Consider the following 17493-nt stretch of genomic DNA (forward strand, 5'->3'; position numbering starts at 1 on the left):
ATTTATGACATTAGAAATAGCTATTTTTCTTTCAATGAGTGGGCAAGCAAAGGAGGCAATTCATTTTTATATACGTAATTTAGAAGCCAAAAAGTTAATGATTGTTACGTATGAAGAACTGGCAAAAAGAGATCGTTCTTTTAAAATTACAAATGAAAATAAAGATCATATTGCTCACTCTGTATTACAAATTGGGAATACAAAGCTAATGATAGCAGAAGATACAATGAATCCTAATGAACGTTATAACGTTGGAAATAACATGTCACTTTGCATTCAAAGCGCTAATTTAGAAGAAATAAAAAGGTTTTATAATAATTTAATTTCCGATAAGCATGTAAAAATAATCTCTCCGCTAGAAAAAAATATATTTAGTGAAGCATATGGTATTATTGAAGATCCTTATGGCATACAAATCCAATTAATGTATGATAAACGATTAAACTAAATAATTAGCCATATTCACATATTCCTAATAAAATAGACACGATTTTCGTGTCTATTTTATAGAAATGACTCTCCCCTTTTCACTGCTTTCAATCGCTAATTGAATCAGTTTAATAACATCTAAACCTTCTTTTGCTGTTACAGGTGGTTTCTCCCCATTTAATATACTATCTCGTACACCTTTATAATAATTATCATAACAACCGACTTCTGTTGGAATACGTACGAACTCTTCTTCTGTTTCTAAAGTAGCAAAATTCTCTTCATCGTCTACTCCATAACCGTTATCACCTGGCTTCATTCCATTTTTTAATTGCTCTTCCTGTGAATCCATACCGTATTTCACGATAGAACCTTTCTCTCCATGCAGTGTAAAATGTGGACCTGCCTTTTTCACATAACTGCTACTACGTAAAATGACACGTTTAACTCCGTAGTGAAGTACTATGTGGAAATAATCATCCACCTCTGCACCTGGTCGTTGTTTGATTAGATCTGCACTTATCGCATTTGGTTTCCCAAATAATGATAATGCTTGATCAATTAAATGCGATCCTAAATCATACAGTATACCTGATCCTGGTAAATTCTTTTCTCTCCATCGATCACGTACATGTGGACGGAAACGATCAAAATGCGCTTCATATGTGTATAGATTCCCTATTCTATTTTCTCCTAGTAATTTCTTAATCGTTAAGAAATCATTATCAAAACGACGATTATGATATACGCTTAACACTACATTATGTTGCTCTGCTAATGAAATAAGCTCTTCTCCTTCTTCAATTGAAACAACAAATGGTTTCTCTACTACCACATGCTTACCGTTTAATATTGCTTCTTTTACATATGGAAAATGAGTTGTATTTGGTGAAGTAATGACGACTAAGTCAATATCAGCTCGCTTCACCAATTCATCAATTGTACGAACGACGTTAGCATTCGGTAATGTTTCTTTTACTACCTCTTCTTTTGAAGATAATACGGCACGAATATCGTATTCTTCTATCGTTTGTAACAACGGGATGTGAAATGTTGTACTAGAAAATCCAAAACCTACAATCCCTACACCTATTTTTTTCATGTTGCCCCTCCATTTATCCCGCTATTTGTGGGCAGTAAGACCCCCACTCATTTAAGTTTCACTTTATGAGAACGATTTCATTCAGTTATTATAACAAGATTATTATTATTTACATAATAAATTGCCTAGAAAAAAGCATCTTGCCATTATTCATGGCAAGATGCTTTTTTTATTCCGGTCGTTTTTTCGTCCACGTTTCAATAACTTCACCAGTATCATTAACATCTAGTACTAAACTACCGTTACTATACCTGTCCTTATTCCGATACGCTTTCGGATCAATTTCTTCTACGATATGTTTCTCTGTCTTCATGTAAACTAGTTCATCGTCTCTAACGATTTCAATACCGACAATGCGGTATGGATTACGTTTTAACTCTTTGAAAATAACAAGACCTCGCTTCGCCCTCGTTGATTTCTCAATTTCTGATGCTTTTAGGCGTTTTACAGCACCGCGCTGCGTTACGAGAATAAGTTGATCTTTTTCACCATTTAATGGTTTACCAGAAGCGACATAGTCATCTTCTTTTAAATTAATTGCTTTCACACCAGCGGCTCTTACACCGACTGGACTTACTTCATCTTCGTGGAAAATAAGTGCATATGCACCGTGTGTAGCAAGAACGATATCACTCGTTCCATCTGTCGCAAATATATCAACAACTTCATCATCTTTTTTCAAGTTTACAGCAACGAACGCTCTTGAATAACGCTGTACTTTATATTGGTTTAATTCTGTCTTCTTAATCATACCATTCTTTGTTACAAATACGATAAATCGCTTTTCTTCCTCAAAGTTCGGTACGACAGTTGCCCAAATAATGGTTTCATCCCGGTCGAGTGAAACGATATTAGCAACATGCTGACCTAAATCTTTCCAACGAATATCTGGCATTTCATATACTGGCAGATATATATAGTTTCCTTTATTCGTAAATAAGAGGACTGTCTCTGTCGTATTCGTATCGAATCGTTCAAGTAAGATGTCACCCTCTTTCATACCGAAGTCTTTGCCATTTGAGGCATTATGTGAGCGCCATCCAGTACGTTTCACATATCCTTCTTTCGTTACAGTAACGATGACATCTTCTTGTGGGATCATCACTTCTACATCGATTTTAATTTCCTCGATTTGATCTTCAATAATCGCGCGTCGATCATCACTATATGTTTTCTTAACTCTCTTTAAATCTGTTTTAATTACTTGAAGTAATCTTTTTTCACTTTGTAAAATTGCCTGTAGCTCAATAATTTTCTTATTAAGCTCATCTGCCTCTTGTTGTAGTGCTGTAATATCTGTATTCGTTAAACGATATAATTGCAAGGATACAATTGCTTCCGCTTGCGCTTCTGTAAATCCAAATTTCGCACTTAAATTATCTTTTGCATTACGCTTATCTTTTGAAGCTCGAATCGTTTCAATAACTTGGTCTAAAATCGATAATGCTTTCTTTAAACCTTCCACAATATGTTGACGATTTTCTGCCTTTCGTAATTCATATTGCGAACGTCTCGTAACAACTTCTTTTTGATGTCCAATATATGCATCTAAAATTTTCGGTAATGTCATAAGCGTTGGACGGCGATTATTAATCGCTACCATATTAAAGTTATATGGTATTTGCAAATCTGTATTTTTATATAAATAATTTAAAATACCTTCAGAATTTGCTTCTTTTTTTAATTCTACGACAATGCGAAGACCTGTACGATCTGTCTCATCACGCACTTCAGCAATGCCATCTAATTTTTTATCTAGACGTAACTCATCCATTTTCTTAACAAGGTTTGCTTTATTTACTTCGTATGGAATTTCAGTAATTACGATTTGCTGTTTCCCACCACGAACCGTTTCAACTTCTGCTTTCCCGCGAATAATAATTTTACCTTTACCTGTTTCATACGCCTTTTTAATACCGTCAATCCCTTGAATAATACCACCTGTTGGGAAATCAGGTCCTTTCATAACTGTTAATAAATCATCAACAGTACTATTCGGTTTATCAATACGCATCATTGTAGCGTCAATAACTTCTCCAAGATGATGCGGAGGAATTTCTGTTGCATAACCAGCGGAAATCCCTGTAGATCCGTTCACTAATAAGTTCGGGAACGCTGCTGGTAAAACAACCGGTTCTTCACTCGTATCATCAAAGTTTGATACGAATTCTACTGTTTCTTTATCAAGATCACGTAATAACTCAGATGCAATTGGTGATAAACGGGCTTCTGTGTAACGCATTGCCGCAGCTGGATCACCATCAACGCTACCGTTATTACCATGCATCTCAACTAAAACATTACGCACTTTCCAAGTTTGACTTAAACGTACCATCGCTTCATATACAGAAGAATCACCGTGCGGATGATAGTTACCAATAACGTTACCGACTGTTTTAGCTGACTTACGGAACGCTTTATCATGTACGTTTCCTTCTACATACATAGAATATAAAATACGTCTTTGTACTGGTTTTAAGCCATCACGAGCATCTGGAAGCGCGCGATCTTGAATAATATATTTACTATAACGTGCAAAGCGGTCACCTAACACGTCTTCAAGCGGGAGGTCATGAAACTTCTCTGCTTGCATGTTATTCCACCTCCGTCTCCATAATCATTTCATTTTCTAAAATATTTCCTTCTTCTTGCATACCGAACTGCACATTACGCTCAATCCATTTACGGCGCGGTTCTACTTTATCACCCATTAACGTTGTTACGCGGCGCTCTGCTCTTGCTGCATCATCAATTTTCACGCGAATTAATGTACGCGTTTCAGGATTCATCGTTGTCTCCCATAATTGATCTGCATTCATTTCACCAAGTCCTTTATAACGCTGTAACATATAGCCTTTTCCGACCTTCTTCGTTACACCGTCTAATTCTTCATCTGACCAAGCGTATTCAATTACTTCACTCTTACCTTTTCCTTTACTTACTTTGTATAAAGGAGGAAGTGCAATAAACACTTTACCAGCTTCAATAAGTGGTTTCATATATCTGTAGAAGAAAGTTAATAACAATACTTGGATATGTGCTCCGTCTGTATCGGCATCGGTCATAATTACAATTTTATCGTAATTAATATCTTCCACATCAAATTCATTTCCTACGCCGCCACCGATAGCATAAATGATTGTATTAATCTCTTCATTTTTAAATATATCAGCAAGCTTTGCTTTTTCTGTATTAATTACTTTACCACGTAATGGTAATACCGCTTGGAAACGTCGATCTCGTCCTTGTTTCGCAGAACCACCGGCAGAGTCACCCTCTACTAGGTACAGTTCATTTTTCTGCGGGTTACGTGATTGTGCGGGTGTTAACTTACCACTTAATGTACCTTCTGATTTCTTTTTCTTTTTACCAGTACGCGCTTCTTCTCTCGCTTTACGAGCGGCTTCACGTGCTTGCGCTGCTTTAATTGCTTTTCTCACAAGAAGTGTAGCTACGTCCGGATTTTCTTCTAAAAAGTAAGCTAAATGCTCTGATACGATAGCATCAATTGAAGAACGCGCTTCACTTGTGCCTAGTTTTCCCTTCGTTTGCCCTTCAAACTGAAGTACTTCTTCTGGTACACGTACAGAAACGATAGCCGCTACACCTTCACGAATATCTGTACCTTCTAAGTTTTTATCTTTTTCTTTTAATAGTGAAACTTTACGAGCATACTCATTAAACACACGCGTCATTGCTGTCTTAAATCCAGCTTCATGTGTTCCACCATCTTTTGTACGTACATTATTTACAAACGATAGAATATTTTCTGAGTAGCCATCGTTAAATTGAAATGCTAGCTCTGCCTCAATTCCATTTTGTTCACCAGAGAAATATACAACTGGATGAATCGAATCTTTCTCTTCGTTTAAGTATGTAACGAAAGCTTCAATTCCTGTTTCATAATGAAACACATCTTCTAAATCATTTCGTTCATCTTTTATTGAGATTTTCATCCCTTTTAATAAAAATGCAGATTCGCGTAATCTTTCACATAAAGTTTCATAGTTATAATTTGTTGTACTGAAAATTGTTGTATCTGGTTTAAAATGCATTGTCGTACCAGATTCTTTCGTCTTTCCGATTTTCTCAAGCGTCGTTACAGGAACACCACCATTTTCAAAGCGTTGTTCATAAATATTTCCGTCACGTTTAATCGTTACAACTAACCATTCTGATAAGGCGTTTACAACTGATGCCCCAACACCGTGTAAACCACCACTCGTTTTGTAACCACCTTGACCAAACTTACCACCGGCATGAAGTACAGTTAAAATAACTTCAGGTGTAGGTTTCCCAAGTTTATGCATTCCCGTAGGCATTCCTCGCCCTTTATCAATAACGCTAATACTATTATCTTTATGTATTACGACAGAAATTTCGTCGCCAAATCCCGCTAACGCTTCATCAACGGAGTTATCTACTATTTCGTATACTAAATGATGCAATCCACGGCTGTCCGTGCTCCCGATATACATACCCGGGCGTTTTCGAACGGCTTCAAGTCCTTCTAACACTTGAATCGCATCTTCATTATATTGGAACTGATGCTTCGCCAAACTCCTTGCCCCTTTCCTAATCCAAAATCAGAACATATGTTTCTATTATAGAATAACGCCTCGACTATAGTTTTGGCAAGTTATCTTATCTCTTTTATATACCATTTTCAATAGAAAAATCCTTGTTTTTTCACAAGGATTCCTCTAGGCTACTATTTCAGAAAAATAATCGTTTGTCAACGAGAAATGGATATGTATGCCAAGATTACATATTCCAAACCTTTATTATGATCCAAATGATCAAGATCCAAAACGGGATTACAAGTAACAATCCCCAAAAACAGCCTTTAAAAAATCTCATGATGAACACCTCGTTCATCGGCCCTACTTATCTATAATAAGGGCTGAAGCAATCTTTCTAACTTTACAATCAATACTATTTTGTCATTGCATGTTCTACTTTTATGCAACGATCCATGATTACAGTATAGTCTTTTTCTTTTAAAAGTTGATATGTATCTTCATCTTGTACTCCTAATTGTGCCCAAAAAACATCTGCATCAATCTCCACAAATTCTTTTGCAACATCCATTAAAAATTCTGAACGGCGGAATACATTTACAATGTCAACATGTTCCTTAATATCTTTTAGTGAAGCAACTGCTTTCTCTCCTAGCACCTCATCTACTGTTGGGTTTACTGGAATAATGCGGTATCCAGCATCTTGCATTGCTTTTGAAACCATATACGATGTACGTTCTGGCTTATCCGATAAACCAACAACCGCAATTGTTTTGCTTTTCTTTAATACTTCACCAATTTCCGTACGAGTTGGGTTTTCAATCATCATAATTAATCCCTCCTATTCCTTTAGTATAGCCGATAAAGAAAGTCTCTTTCAATATGAAAGAGACTTTCTTTTATTCCGATTATTGATTCTTTGTAGCTGAGTTATCTGCTAAAGTAGCTGTTTTCGTCATTTTTTGACCGTTACGATAGAATGTAACTTCCACTTTCTCGCCTACTTTTTTCTTCTCATATAAATATTTACGGAATTGAAGAGCATTCTCTACTTTTTGATTATCTAATGCTACTACAATATCATATTGCTCTAAACCAGCTTTTTCGGCCGGTGATATTGGGTAAATTTTACCTAATACAACACCATTCGTTACTTCTTTCGGTACTTTCAATTGATTTACTGCATAAGCTTGCACATCTTCTAATGAAACAACACCTACTCCAAGGGCTGGACGTTTCACTACTCCGTCTTTTTCAAGTGATTCAATAACTGGCTTTGCGATATTAATTGGAATAGCAAATCCAATTCCTTCAACTTCTTGTTGTGCAATTTTACTTGAATTAATCCCAATTATTTCACCGTTTTGGTTAAATAACGCACCACCACTATTACCAGGATTGATCGCTGCATCTGTTTGAATAACTTGTGCTTGCCAATCTGGACGTTTGTCCCCATCAATATCAACTGGAATTTCACGTTCTTTACTACTGATTATACCTTCCGTTACACTTCCATCAAACCCTAGTGGGTTACCAATCGCAATTGCTTTTTCACCCGCACGGATTTTACTTGAATCACCTAAAGTGGCAACTTTATTTACATTAGATCCATCAATTTCTACAACCGCTAAATCTAACCAAGGGTCTTTCCCTACAAGCTTTGCATCTACTTTTTTACCATCACTTAGTTTTACAGCAAGTTTATTTGCTCCATCTACTACGTGGTTGTTTGTTACAATATATGCTTTATTTCCTGCTTTTTTATAAATCACACCTGACCCTGAACCAGCTTGTTGTTCTTGACCTGTCGGTTGCATTGCAAATGGATCAATGCTTTGTTGCATATTAATAACACCTACAACAACATCTTTCGCGCCTTCAATCATCCCAGGTAAATCAGTCTCATTTTTTGCTTTATTGACAACAGGAACTACAGTACCTTCTACTTTCGAATCTGAACTAAATGATGATACCGCCGCTCCATTATTTTGAGCCCATGGCATATATGGTGCTGCAAAACTAATTGAAACAGCCCCAACTACAGCTCCGACTAAACCTGTGAAAAAATAACCTTTTTTACTTCCTGATTTTCTCACTTCTCTCGTTTCACTATGCTCTTCATTTAAATTTGGTCCGTCGTAATATCCCATGTTTACTTCCCCTCTCTGGTGAATTCGTATTTTCAGTATAGTCACGTTTTGTGTCCTTCTTGTGAACTCATCGTGAAATCCAATTAAAAAAATACTCTTATCTAACATTGTAGACAAGAAATGTATTTTTTGTACATTCTGCCTGCCAAAGAGGATATAAAAATCGACATTTCCCTAGGCTAAAGTACACAATCCGTTACGATTATTCTTCAAACTTATAACCTACTCGAATAACAGTACCAATATGCTTCGCTTTATCTCCTAGCTTATTTCGTAGTTTTTTAATATGAGTATCAACCGTTCGGTCATCACCGTAATAATCATATCCCCATAACTGATCTAATAAATGTTGACGTGATAACACAATTCCTTTGTTCTCCATTAAATAAACGAGAAGTTCAAATTCTTTATGTGTTAATACAATTTCTTCTCCATCTACTAAAACGGTTCTAGATAGACGATTCACTTCTATTCCAGCTAAAGACATAGCATTTTCTTCTGCTACTCCTACCACGCCATCCGCACGTTTCAATAACGTCTTCGCACGAGCTACTAATACTTTCGGGCTAAAAGGTTTTGTTACATACTCATCTGCACCTAATTCGAACCCTAGTAATGTATCATCCTCATCCGAACGTGCTGTTAGCATAATAATTGGTACTGCTGATTCTTTTCTAATTCGTCTACAAACAGACCATCCATCTATTTCTGGTAACATAATATCTAACATAATTAAATCAATTTCATGCTCTGCAAATAATTCTAGCGCTTTTTTTCCGTCTTCTGCTTCGATCACTTCAAAGCCTTCGTTACGAAAATAATCACTAACAATTTCACGTAATCTTCTTTCATCTTCAACAAGTAATACTGTTTTATTCATATCATCTATCCCGCCTTTTTACTCTTTCAATCGAATAATACGTTGATTGGAGCTTCCGCGAAATGGAAGTGTTAAATCTTTTTTCTCGATTTCAAATCTTCCATCGACTAAAACATCCCCATAATGTAACAACTCTATCATATCATTATTTTGAGAACTCTGTATCTCTTCTAACGTATAACCTGTATACATCCATAGATTTTTTTTCAAATCCTTCACAGCTTTTGCTATTTTTTTCACTTCAGCAGCTTGAAAAAATGGATCCCCACCTGAAAATGTTACATCAGTTAATGGATTACTTGCAATCTCTTTCACAATTTCTTCTACTGTCATTTCAGTTCCATTACAAATATTCCACGATTTCGGATTATGGCAACCGAAACAACGATGCGGACAGCCCGCAAAAAACACGACTGTCCGCAACCCTTCTCCATCTACTACACTATCATGAATGATGTTCATCACTTTCATTTATGCTTCACCCGATCCATCTCTTCACTACGTTTCGCACTATTCCACTTCGACATATCTCCTACAAGATAACCTGTTATGCGGCGAATTCTTTCTATATTGGCCTCATCTTCATTTCCGCAGCTTGGACATTCATTTCCGATAACTCCGTGATAACTGCAGCACTTACAACGGTCAACAGGATGATTAATTGAACCGTATCCAACGCCATGTTCTGCCATCGCTTGCACAATTTGTTTTAACGCCTTCTTGTTATGCATAGCTGCTCCGTCTAGTTCAATATACGTAATGTGCCCCCCGTTACATAGAGCATGGAAAGGTCCTTCTAAACGAATTTTATTTATCGCTTGCATGTTATAGTAAACTGGGATATGGAATGAATTCGTATAATAATTATGGTTCGTTATACCGCTAATCACGCCAAATTCTTCCCTATCCTTTTTCACAAACTTCCCCGATAACCCTTCTGCAGGAGTTGCAATGACTGAGAAATTCAGTTCATGTTCTTCTGTCGCTTTATCCATTCTATCTCTCATAAAGGAAATAATTTCATATCCGAGTTTCCATGATTCTTCATCTTCTCCGTGATGCTTTCCTGTTAAAGCTACTAAACACTCCGCAAGACCGATAAAACCAAGACTTAACGTCCCTTGCTTTAAAATCGATGCTACAGAATCTTCAGGCTGTAACTTTTCTCCACCGCGCCATACGCCCTGTGAATATAAAAATCGAAAATCTCTTGCTCGCTTCGTACATTGATACTCAAATCTCTCTAATAATTGCTGGATTCCTACATCTAAGTAATAATTTAACGCTTCAAAAAACGCTTCTTGTGAACCACTAATGAGCGCTAATTTCACTAAGTTAATAGACGTAAAGGATAAATTCCCTCTTCCAATCGCCGTTTCTTCTCCATGTATGTTAGACATAACACGAGTACGACATCCCATGTAACATACTTCACTTTCCGGTCTTCCATCATAATACACAGCATTAAATGGCGCATCTAAAAATGAAAAGTTAGGGAATAATCGTTCAGCCGTTGTCTCTAACGCTAATTCAAATAAATCATAGTTCGGATCACTTTCTACAAAGTTCACACCTTTTTTCATTTTAAAAATTTGAATAGGAAAAATTGGTGTTTCCCCTTTACCAAGACCAGCTTGTGTCGCTTTTAAAAGTTGTTTAATTAAAAGTCTTCCTTCTTTCGATGTGTCTGTTCCATAATTAATAGAAATAAACGGTACTTGCCCCCCGCCCCTACTATGCATACTATTTGAATTATGAATGAAAGCTTCACAAGCCTGATACGTATCATTTTCTGTTTCTTTCCACGCAAATTCTTCTATTTGTTCTTTCGTAAGCGGATATGACTGTAATCGTTTCTTATGTCTCTCTACTGTTTTTCTCACATATGGAGCTAAATCAACATCAAAGAGTGCAAACGATTGACCACCGTGCTGCATATTTTGATTCGCTTGAAAAATAATAGATGAAAGAGCTAATGCACTTTTAATGTCTTGCGGTTGTCTCATATGTCCATGTCCGGTATGAAAACCGTTCGCAAGCATTTGCGCTAACGGAATTTGTGAACAAGTCGTCGTTCCTGTCGCATAAAAATCTAAATCATGTGGATATAATATATTTTCATTTATCGCTTTTTTCACTTGATCTGACAATAAATTTTCAACAGCGTAATATTTCGCACTCTCAGATGCGAACGTTCCCATTACTCCCATCGGAGAGCGGCCATCTACATTTGCATTTTCTTGCATTAAATCTTGTTCATTGCCGTGGACTATTGTCTCAAACACTTTCATTAATTCTTCTTCTCCACGTGTATTATTTTGTAACATTTATAACCCTCCACCAATATGTTGTTGTCTTTTGATTAAAATGTTACTACATATAGTCTTAGTGTTTCTGTGAGAAATGTAACATTACTGTGAAATTTTTTTCACGAAATAATGAATTTTTCATTTACAAAAAAGAAATGTGCTCTTTACAAATGTATGGTACAATATACGGGAAAAACTCTTTTTACCCTTTATCAACACATTTGAATAAAGGAGACTGAACTTATGGTTACTACATATCTTTTATTTATCGTTGCCTACTTACTTGGCTCGATTCCATTTGCACTAGTCGTTGGAAAGGTTGGTTATGGAATTGACATTCGTGAGCACGGAAGCGGTAATTTAGGCGGAACAAATACATTCCGCACACTAGGGAAAAAAGCAGGTTTTATCGTTACAATTGCTGACATTTTAAAAGGTACATTAGCAACGAGTCTACCGATTATTTTCGCGTTAGACGTTCATCCACTATGGTTCGGATTAGCAGCTGTTCTTGGACATGTGTATCCGATTTTCGCGAAATTCCGTGGTGGTAAAGCAGTTGCAACTTCTGCTGGCGTGCTATTATGCTACTCACCAGTTGTTTTTGCAATATTAGCTGTTGTCTTTTTCAGCCTTTTATTTACAACAAGATACGTATCACTTTCTTCTATGGTAACAGCTGTCGTTGCCGTTATCGCATCAATTGTTAGCGGGGATAAAATCTTCATTATTGCGATGTGTTTATTAGCAGGTATGGTTATTTATAAACACCGTGCAAATATTGGACGAATTATAAATAAAACTGAACCGAAAGCAAACTTTTCAAAAAAGCAAAAATAAGATCGTAACCCACATAACGCAAAAAGAAAACGTGAAGCATATTAATAGCGTCTTTTTGCGTTATTTTTTATACTAAAGAAAAAGCAACATAATTTGGAGGAACTATACATGAATCTTTCCGTAACAAAAGAAGCAGCACAATGGTATAAAAACGAATTAAACTTACAATCGGGTGAAACACTGCGCCTTTTCGTACAATATGGCGGTTGCAGTACTGTGCAAAAAGGACTTTCTTTAGGTATTCGTAAAGATGATCCTGCACATCCTGCTGTTCAAACTCAAGAAGAAGGTATTAACTTCTTTATTGAAGGCGATGATGAGTGGTTCTTCGATGGACATAATTTATCTGTTACATTTAACGACGGTGATGATTTCCCGCAATTTAATTATGAAAAATAAAAAACGTGGCATCTGCCACGCTTTTTTTATTTTTTCTTAATTTCCTCATATTTCGCATACCACTCAGGATAGAACTTTTTAAATGATACGGGCCTGAATCCTTCTTTTTTCGCGCAAATATTTGTCGTACTTGCAGTAATACAAAGATCACCTTCACCATTATAAATTTCATATCCATATACAACGCGAAGCGGGCTCACAGTGTCTACCCACGTTTTCACAATTGCTTTTTCACCGTAACGCATCGCTTTACGGTATGAAATTTGCAAGTCTAACACAGGAGAAATAATCCCCTCTTTCTCCATTTCAACATAGGAAAATCCTAAATCTTGTATAAGTTTTGTACGGCCTAATTCAAGCCACACTAAATAGTTTGAATGGTAAACAACACCCATTTGATCTGTTTCCGCATAACGGATTTCAACTTCATGTTCTGCTACAAACATATGTATTCGCCTTCTTTCACTTCTGCTACCTTGCATACATTTAATCATAATACAGTGACATCAAAAATAAAATAAAAACAGTGAATCTTTTCCCGAAAGGAGCAAGCATATGATTCAAATTGTAACGGTTCGGAGCGGTGATAGCGTATATAGCTTGGCATCTAAATATGGGTCAACACCTGACGAGATAGTAAAAGACAATGGGCTCAATCCAGCTGAAACACTCGTTGTTGGTCAGGCACTAATTGTGAATACGAAAGGAAATAATTATTATGTACAGCCTGGCGACAGCTTATATCGAATCTCTCAAACATATAACGTTCCTCTCGCTAGTTTAGCTAAAGTGAATAACTTATCTTTAAAATCCATTCTCCACGTTGGACAGCAATTATATATACCGAAAGGGACGCAACGTGCAGTAGAATCCATCGCTTATTTACAACCTTCCACTATACCCATTAAAGAAAGTTTAGTTAATGCTACACGTGCTATTAATCCATTTTTAACATACTTAGCTTACTTCAGCTTCGAGGCAAAAAGAGATGGTACGTTAAAAGAACCAACTGAAACAGCTAAAATCGCTAATATTGCAACGCAAGGTAATACCATCCCTATGCTCGTTATTACGAACATCGAAAACGGAAATTTCAGTGCCGATCTGACATCAGTTATTTTACGGGACGCAACAATCCAAAACAAATTTATTACAAATATTTTGCAAACTGCTGAGAAGTACGGTATGCGAGATATTCATTTTGATTTTGAGAGTGTTGCACCCGAAGATCGCGAAGCGTATAATCGTTTTTTACGAAATGTGAAAACACGCTTACCTAACGGATACACATTAAGTACAACGCTTGTACCGAAAACAAGTTCCAATCAAAAGGGAAAATTCTTCGAAGCTCACGATTATAAAGCACAAGGACAAATTGTTGATTTCGTCGTCATTATGACATATGACTGGGGATGGCAGGGCGGACCACCGATGGCAATCTCTCCTATCGGTCCTGTAAAAGAAGTACTTCAATACGCAAAATCTCAAATGCCTCCTCAAAAAATTATGATGGGGCAAAATTTATACGGATTCGATTGGAAACTTCCGTTCAAACAAGGAAACCCACCAGCAAAAGCAATTAGCTCTGTCGCAGCTGTTGCACTAGCTCGTAAATACAATGTTCCGATCCGTTATGATTTCACAGCTCAGGCTCCTCATTTCAATTATTTCGATGAAAATGGTGTACAACACGAAGTTTGGTTTGAAGATTCACGGTCTGTTCAAAGTAAGTTCAATTTAATGAAAGAACAAGGTATTGGCGGTATTAGTTACTGGAAGATCGGTTTACCATTCCCACAAAATTGGCGTTTACTCGTTGAAAACTTTACGATTACGAAAAAGGGCTGACAAAAGTCAGCCCTTTTTGTACATTCTGTTAAGATTCATCTTTGATTTCACTTTTTAATGAGTCAATACTTTCTAAACGTCTTTGATTTTTTGCTTCAATAGCAGAACGATCTTTTTCATTAGAAAGTTCCGCTGTTTCTTTTGCTTCATTAAAGTTATCAATTGTATTTTGCACCATTTCTTGTAACTTTTCAGCGTTATCACTTCGATTATCTGGATTTGGCATGTACTTCCCTCCTAATATTGTATATACACACCATCTTAAGTTACCTATCTTCCCTCAAATTTATACATAAAAAAGGAGAATACAATATTCTCCTTTTCTTTAACCGTTATCAACAATCGGTTGTTTACCCGTTTGGTCTTGCATTTGCTTTCCTTTATTGCCACCAGCTTTTTTTGATTGTGTTCCAATATGATTCGGTGCAAAGTCTTTTGAATTCTTTTTCGGATTACCCATTACTATCGCCTCCTTAACAGTAGTATCGTACTAGTGTTAAGAATTATTCAGCTTGCTTAAAAAGTTTCATTTCATAACGTTTTTCAATACGCTCTTCAATGCGATCGATTGCATCGCGATCGCTTAATAATTGTTGTTTATTTTCTTTCACAAGCTCGTCAAACGATTTACGGCGACTTCTTCTCATGCTGTTCACCCTCTCTCCTTCGCATTCTTACTATACATAGTATGAGCAAAGCAAAAACTCTTTAATCAGATTTGCAAGAAAATTTTATTTTTTAGTACTCCTAAAAAACTCTGTGTACAATAAATTGCAACACTCACGAAATCTGGACACATATCAAAACACCTAAACCATCCGCTGCAATTCACTTGGTACTTTTGACATATTCCCAGAATGGTATCCTTCTTTATATATAACGATAAGTTTGATTAATCCATATCTTAATTCGAAAAATATTTTAACTTCCAAGCAAATGTCCCTAGACTAAAATTGGCTTTAGTTGTATTATCCTTTATCGTATACAATCCACTCCTTTTTCATATATTAATTTAGTTCGTGCATTACGTATTACTTCTTTAGTACGAGCTATACGTAACTTAGTGTCTTCTCCCCCCAATTTTTACCTCATAAATTTTTTTAGACATATTTTTATAAAGTGTTCAAAATACAACAGATCGGCTATTTCTGTTTATTGAACACATGAAATATGCAAACTATAATAACAATATAAATAACCAACACTATGTTGATTAAAAAATAGGAGGCACTAAAATGAAAAACCAAGTATCAATAGTAGTTGAACATGAATTGAATAACGTAACACCAGAAATGATTGACTGGTGGTGGGACAATATTGATAACTCTGAACGATATAAACTATGGCACCCAGAAGAACATGTTGATTTTAAATGGTTAGTTGATCCTAAAGTACATGGGCATGTAGGAGCGATATCAGCTTCAATTGAATCTGCTGGGGGCGGACTAGAATTTCCGCTAAGAATTAGATGGGAAGATCCTAAAAATTGTCCTATAAGTACACATTACAGCCATGTTTTAATGGGTTCATGTTTAGATGATAATGACGATGTAATTTCGCAAGTAATACATCAATATGAAAAATCCGATAACGGTACAGTAATGACTTCTACATTCATTTTCCCGAAAGGATTACCACCATTTATTAATCTAAGTGGTTTATATAAACATAACGTAGAAGAAATGAGTGAGTTCAGTAACTTTTTACCAGAACTTTTCAAAGAAAATTTGTAAGGTAACGAAACAAATTTTCTTTGAATAAGTGACTAACTAAAAAACAAATTAGCCCCCATCATTTTAGATATGCCTAAAATGATGGGGGCTTTCCTTATCAAACCAATCACAATATTTCTTCTCAGTAATGCACTCTGCCCTTCAACTGAAAAACACCTCCGTCAAATTTACATACTTAGTATGCGAATTCAGGAGATGTTTTTGCTATACCTCGATTCGGGTTCACTTCAAAATAGCACACGGAGTTTTTATACCATAACGTTTAAATACTCTTTTAATTTCTCTTCTGCATTCACTTCACTTTCTTGATATTCACGCAACGCTTGCAGTATGAAATCATACTGTTCTAAAATATAACTTTCTAATTTTAGGACATCCTCTAAGCTATTAAGCATAATTCTCGTATTACCAACTTCACTTTTTAACGCCGGTTCACATACTAAACTCGTACATATTTCTTTCACATCATCTTCTAATATGTCTGTTAATACGTATTTCTTTCGCCCTTTCACTTTTACCCTCATCACTGGATAAAACGCTTTTATATCTAAATAGCTTCCCACATTCATACAACGTACCCATTCAATATCACGTTTATTTCGTACAAGTATCCCTTTTACTGCTTCATATACTGCGGTTTCATCAAGTACTTCTGTATTTAATTTCCTTTTCGCCTCTTCTTCAATAAAGGCGCATTTTTGATAAACTGCTGCACAAGTAATACAATCATCAAATGCATTATGAGAACTTAAACGAATTCCAAGCATTCGCTTTAACGTTTCAAGTTTATGATTAGGCGCGTGCTTCATATATTTCTTTGCTAGAAACACAGTATCAATCACTTTATTTTGTGGTTCCGGTAAACCAAGCATATTCACATTACTTTTCAAAAAGCGCATATCAAAAGATGCATTATGAGCGACAATTACATTTGTATGTAAAAATGCTAAAAATAAAGGTAACACTTCTTCAATCGTCGGTGCATCCGAAACACGATAATTTGTAATACCTGTTAAACTTGTTATTCGGTCCGGAATTGGACGCTCCGGATTCACATAGGAAACAAATTGATCTACTAGTTCATGATTACGATATTTCACTGCTGCCACTTGAATGATCTTATCATTATAAGGATTAAATCCTGTTGTTTCAAAGTCAATTACAACATAATCTAACGGTAAGGATATATTCCCCACTCCAAATACACTCCTTTATCTTTCAACGTTTATATTTCTTTTATCATACCATGCAGTTATCACTACGTGAAAAAGAAAAGGCAGAAA

The 17493-nt window shown here is 36.0% G+C and carries 18 protein-coding genes; 5 read left to right on the forward strand and 13 right to left on the reverse strand.

The genetic code is table 11. The features are described 5' to 3' along the window. The first annotated feature begins 4 nt into the window (after positions 1-4). Positions 5-448: a VOC family protein gene (locus tag EKQ63_RS18890; protein ID WP_143881414.1), complete on the forward strand. Its 444-nt coding sequence runs from the start codon at positions 5-7 to the stop codon at positions 446-448. A gap of 51 nt (positions 449-499) precedes the next feature. Here the strand turns inward: EKQ63_RS18890 and EKQ63_RS18895 are convergent, their stop codons facing one another. From EKQ63_RS18895 to EKQ63_RS18930, 8 genes are all read right to left on the reverse strand, one after another. Further along, entirely contained in the window at positions 500-1531 is a 1032-nt protein-coding gene (locus EKQ63_RS18895) for an oxidoreductase (RefSeq protein WP_088327589.1), read from the reverse strand. Between the two features lie 169 nt (positions 1532-1700). Continuing rightward, on the reverse strand, positions 1701-4124 hold the full coding sequence (gene parC / locus EKQ63_RS18900; RefSeq protein WP_087954629.1) for a DNA topoisomerase IV subunit A: 2424 nt from the start codon (positions 4122-4124) through the stop codon (positions 1701-1703). 1 nt (position 4125) lies between these two features. Then, positions 4126-6090, reverse strand: coding sequence for a DNA topoisomerase IV subunit B (parE, locus tag EKQ63_RS18905; protein ID WP_087997377.1), 1965 nt, complete (start codon positions 6088-6090; stop codon positions 4126-4128). Positions 6091-6466: 376 nt separating this feature from the next. Continuing rightward, positions 6467-6880: a CoA-binding protein gene (locus EKQ63_RS18910; protein WP_000972424.1), complete on the reverse strand. Its 414-nt coding sequence runs from the start codon at positions 6878-6880 to the stop codon at positions 6467-6469. 79 nt (positions 6881-6959) lie between these two features. Then, positions 6960-8201: a S1C family serine protease gene (locus EKQ63_RS18915; RefSeq protein ID WP_087954627.1), complete on the reverse strand. Its 1242-nt coding sequence runs from the start codon at positions 8199-8201 to the stop codon at positions 6960-6962. A gap of 202 nt (positions 8202-8403) precedes the next feature. Continuing rightward, the gene (locus tag EKQ63_RS18920) at positions 8404-9081 is read right to left on the reverse strand and encodes a response regulator transcription factor (RefSeq protein ID WP_143881415.1); all 678 of its coding nucleotides are present in this window, start codon (positions 9079-9081) and stop codon (positions 8404-8406) included. Positions 9082-9099: 18 nt separating this feature from the next. Then, a complete protein-coding gene (gene nrdG, locus EKQ63_RS18925) occupies positions 9100-9552 on the reverse strand; it encodes an anaerobic ribonucleoside-triphosphate reductase activating protein (RefSeq protein ID WP_087954626.1) in 453 nt (150 codons plus the stop codon). Further along, positions 9549-11408: an anaerobic ribonucleoside triphosphate reductase gene (locus EKQ63_RS18930; RefSeq protein ID WP_087954625.1), complete on the reverse strand. Its 1860-nt coding sequence runs from the start codon at positions 11406-11408 to the stop codon at positions 9549-9551. Before EKQ63_RS18930 ends, nrdG begins: the two co-directional genes overlap by 4 nt. 225 nt (positions 11409-11633) lie before the next feature. On the opposite strand from EKQ63_RS18930, the gene plsY reads away from it, so the two are divergent. Both plsY and EKQ63_RS18940 read left to right on the forward strand, forming a co-directional pair. Further along, positions 11634-12230, forward strand: a complete 597-nt coding sequence (gene plsY / locus EKQ63_RS18935; RefSeq protein ID WP_143881416.1) for a glycerol-3-phosphate 1-O-acyltransferase PlsY — start codon at positions 11634-11636, stop codon at positions 12228-12230. Positions 12231-12338: 108 nt separating this feature from the next. After that, complete coding sequence (locus EKQ63_RS18940) at positions 12339-12629, forward strand: HesB/YadR/YfhF family protein (protein WP_001054449.1); 291 nt, start codon at positions 12339-12341, stop codon at positions 12627-12629. A 26-nt stretch (positions 12630-12655) separates the two neighbouring features. Here EKQ63_RS18940 and EKQ63_RS18945 read toward each other — a convergent pair whose 3' ends face one another. Next, positions 12656-13075 carry an acyl-CoA thioesterase gene (locus EKQ63_RS18945; RefSeq protein ID WP_087954624.1) on the reverse strand — a complete coding sequence of 140 codons (420 nt, stop codon included), beginning with the start codon at positions 13073-13075 and terminating at the stop codon, positions 12656-12658. Between the two features lie 109 nt (positions 13076-13184). Here EKQ63_RS18945 and EKQ63_RS18950 point away from each other — a divergent pair, with 109 nt between their 5' ends. Continuing rightward, positions 13185-14477: a glycoside hydrolase family 18 protein gene (locus tag EKQ63_RS18950; RefSeq protein WP_087954623.1), complete on the forward strand. Its 1293-nt coding sequence runs from the start codon at positions 13185-13187 to the stop codon at positions 14475-14477. A gap of 28 nt (positions 14478-14505) precedes the next feature. Here EKQ63_RS18950 and tlp read toward each other — a convergent pair whose 3' ends face one another. The 3 genes from tlp to EKQ63_RS18965 form a co-directional block, all read right to left on the reverse strand. Beyond that, complete coding sequence (gene tlp / locus EKQ63_RS18955) at positions 14506-14703, reverse strand: small acid-soluble spore protein Tlp (RefSeq protein ID WP_001133509.1); 198 nt, start codon at positions 14701-14703, stop codon at positions 14506-14508. A 99-nt stretch (positions 14704-14802) separates the two neighbouring features. Then, positions 14803-14937, reverse strand: a complete 135-nt coding sequence (sspN, locus tag EKQ63_RS18960; RefSeq protein WP_000527987.1) for an acid-soluble spore protein SspN — start codon at positions 14935-14937, stop codon at positions 14803-14805. Between the two features lie 43 nt (positions 14938-14980). Then, complete coding sequence (locus tag EKQ63_RS18965) at positions 14981-15124, reverse strand: FbpB family small basic protein (RefSeq protein ID WP_001254697.1); 144 nt, start codon at positions 15122-15124, stop codon at positions 14981-14983. 588 nt (positions 15125-15712) lie between these two features. On the opposite strand from EKQ63_RS18965, the gene EKQ63_RS18970 reads away from it, so the two are divergent. Further along, the gene (locus EKQ63_RS18970) at positions 15713-16210 is read left to right on the forward strand and encodes a DAPG hydrolase family protein (RefSeq protein ID WP_087954622.1); all 498 of its coding nucleotides are present in this window, start codon (positions 15713-15715) and stop codon (positions 16208-16210) included. Between the two features lie 248 nt (positions 16211-16458). On the opposite strand, the gene EKQ63_RS18975 is transcribed toward EKQ63_RS18970, so the two are convergent. Further along, positions 16459-17406, reverse strand: a complete 948-nt coding sequence (locus EKQ63_RS18975; RefSeq protein WP_087997373.1) for a 3'-5' exonuclease — start codon at positions 17404-17406, stop codon at positions 16459-16461. Positions 17407-17493: the final 87 nt, after the last annotated feature.

The organism is Bacillus sp. BD59S (genome assembly GCF_007363175.1).
Lineage (GTDB): Bacteria > Bacillota > Bacilli > Bacillales > Bacillaceae_G > Bacillus_A > Bacillus_A pacificus.

What these genes read in the sequence shown, in the direction of transcription:
- EKQ63_RS18890 (WP_143881414.1), top strand. Translation starts at nt 5, where the DNA reads ATGACATTAGAAATAGCTATTTTTCTTTCAATGAGTGGGCAAGCAAAG.
- EKQ63_RS18895 (WP_088327589.1), bottom strand. Translation starts at nt 1,531, where the DNA reads ATGAAAAAAATAGGTGTAGGGATTGTAGGTTTTGGATTTTCTAGTACA.
- parC (WP_087954629.1), bottom strand. Translation starts at nt 4,124, where the DNA reads ATGCAAGCAGAGAAGTTTCATGACCTCCCGCTTGAAGACGTGTTAGGT.
- EKQ63_RS18910 (WP_000972424.1), bottom strand. Translation starts at nt 6,880, where the DNA reads ATGATGATTGAAAACCCAACTCGTACGGAAATTGGTGAAGTATTAAAG.
- EKQ63_RS18915 (WP_087954627.1), bottom strand. Translation starts at nt 8,201, where the DNA reads ATGGGATATTACGACGGACCAAATTTAAATGAAGAGCATAGTGAAACG.
- EKQ63_RS18920 (WP_143881415.1), bottom strand. Translation starts at nt 9,081, where the DNA reads ATGAATAAAACAGTATTACTTGTTGAAGATGAAAGAAGATTACGTGAA.
- nrdG (WP_087954626.1), bottom strand. Translation starts at nt 9,552, where the DNA reads ATGAAAGTGATGAACATCATTCATGATAGTGTAGTAGATGGAGAAGGG.
- EKQ63_RS18930 (WP_087954625.1), bottom strand. Translation starts at nt 11,408, where the DNA reads ATGTTACAAAATAATACACGTGGAGAAGAAGAATTAATGAAAGTGTTT.
- plsY (WP_143881416.1), top strand. Translation starts at nt 11,634, where the DNA reads ATGGTTACTACATATCTTTTATTTATCGTTGCCTACTTACTTGGCTCG.
- EKQ63_RS18940 (WP_001054449.1), top strand. Translation starts at nt 12,339, where the DNA reads ATGAATCTTTCCGTAACAAAAGAAGCAGCACAATGGTATAAAAACGAA.
- EKQ63_RS18945 (WP_087954624.1), bottom strand. Translation starts at nt 13,075, where the DNA reads ATGTTTGTAGCAGAACATGAAGTTGAAATCCGTTATGCGGAAACAGAT.
- EKQ63_RS18950 (WP_087954623.1), top strand. Translation starts at nt 13,185, where the DNA reads ATGATTCAAATTGTAACGGTTCGGAGCGGTGATAGCGTATATAGCTTG.
- tlp (WP_001133509.1), bottom strand. Translation starts at nt 14,703, where the DNA reads ATGCCAAATCCAGATAATCGAAGTGATAACGCTGAAAAGTTACAAGAA.
- sspN (WP_000527987.1), bottom strand. Translation starts at nt 14,937, where the DNA reads ATGGGTAATCCGAAAAAGAATTCAAAAGACTTTGCACCGAATCATATT.
- EKQ63_RS18965 (WP_001254697.1), bottom strand. Translation starts at nt 15,124, where the DNA reads ATGAGAAGAAGTCGCCGTAAATCGTTTGACGAGCTTGTGAAAGAAAAT.
- EKQ63_RS18970 (WP_087954622.1), top strand. Translation starts at nt 15,713, where the DNA reads ATGAAAAACCAAGTATCAATAGTAGTTGAACATGAATTGAATAACGTA.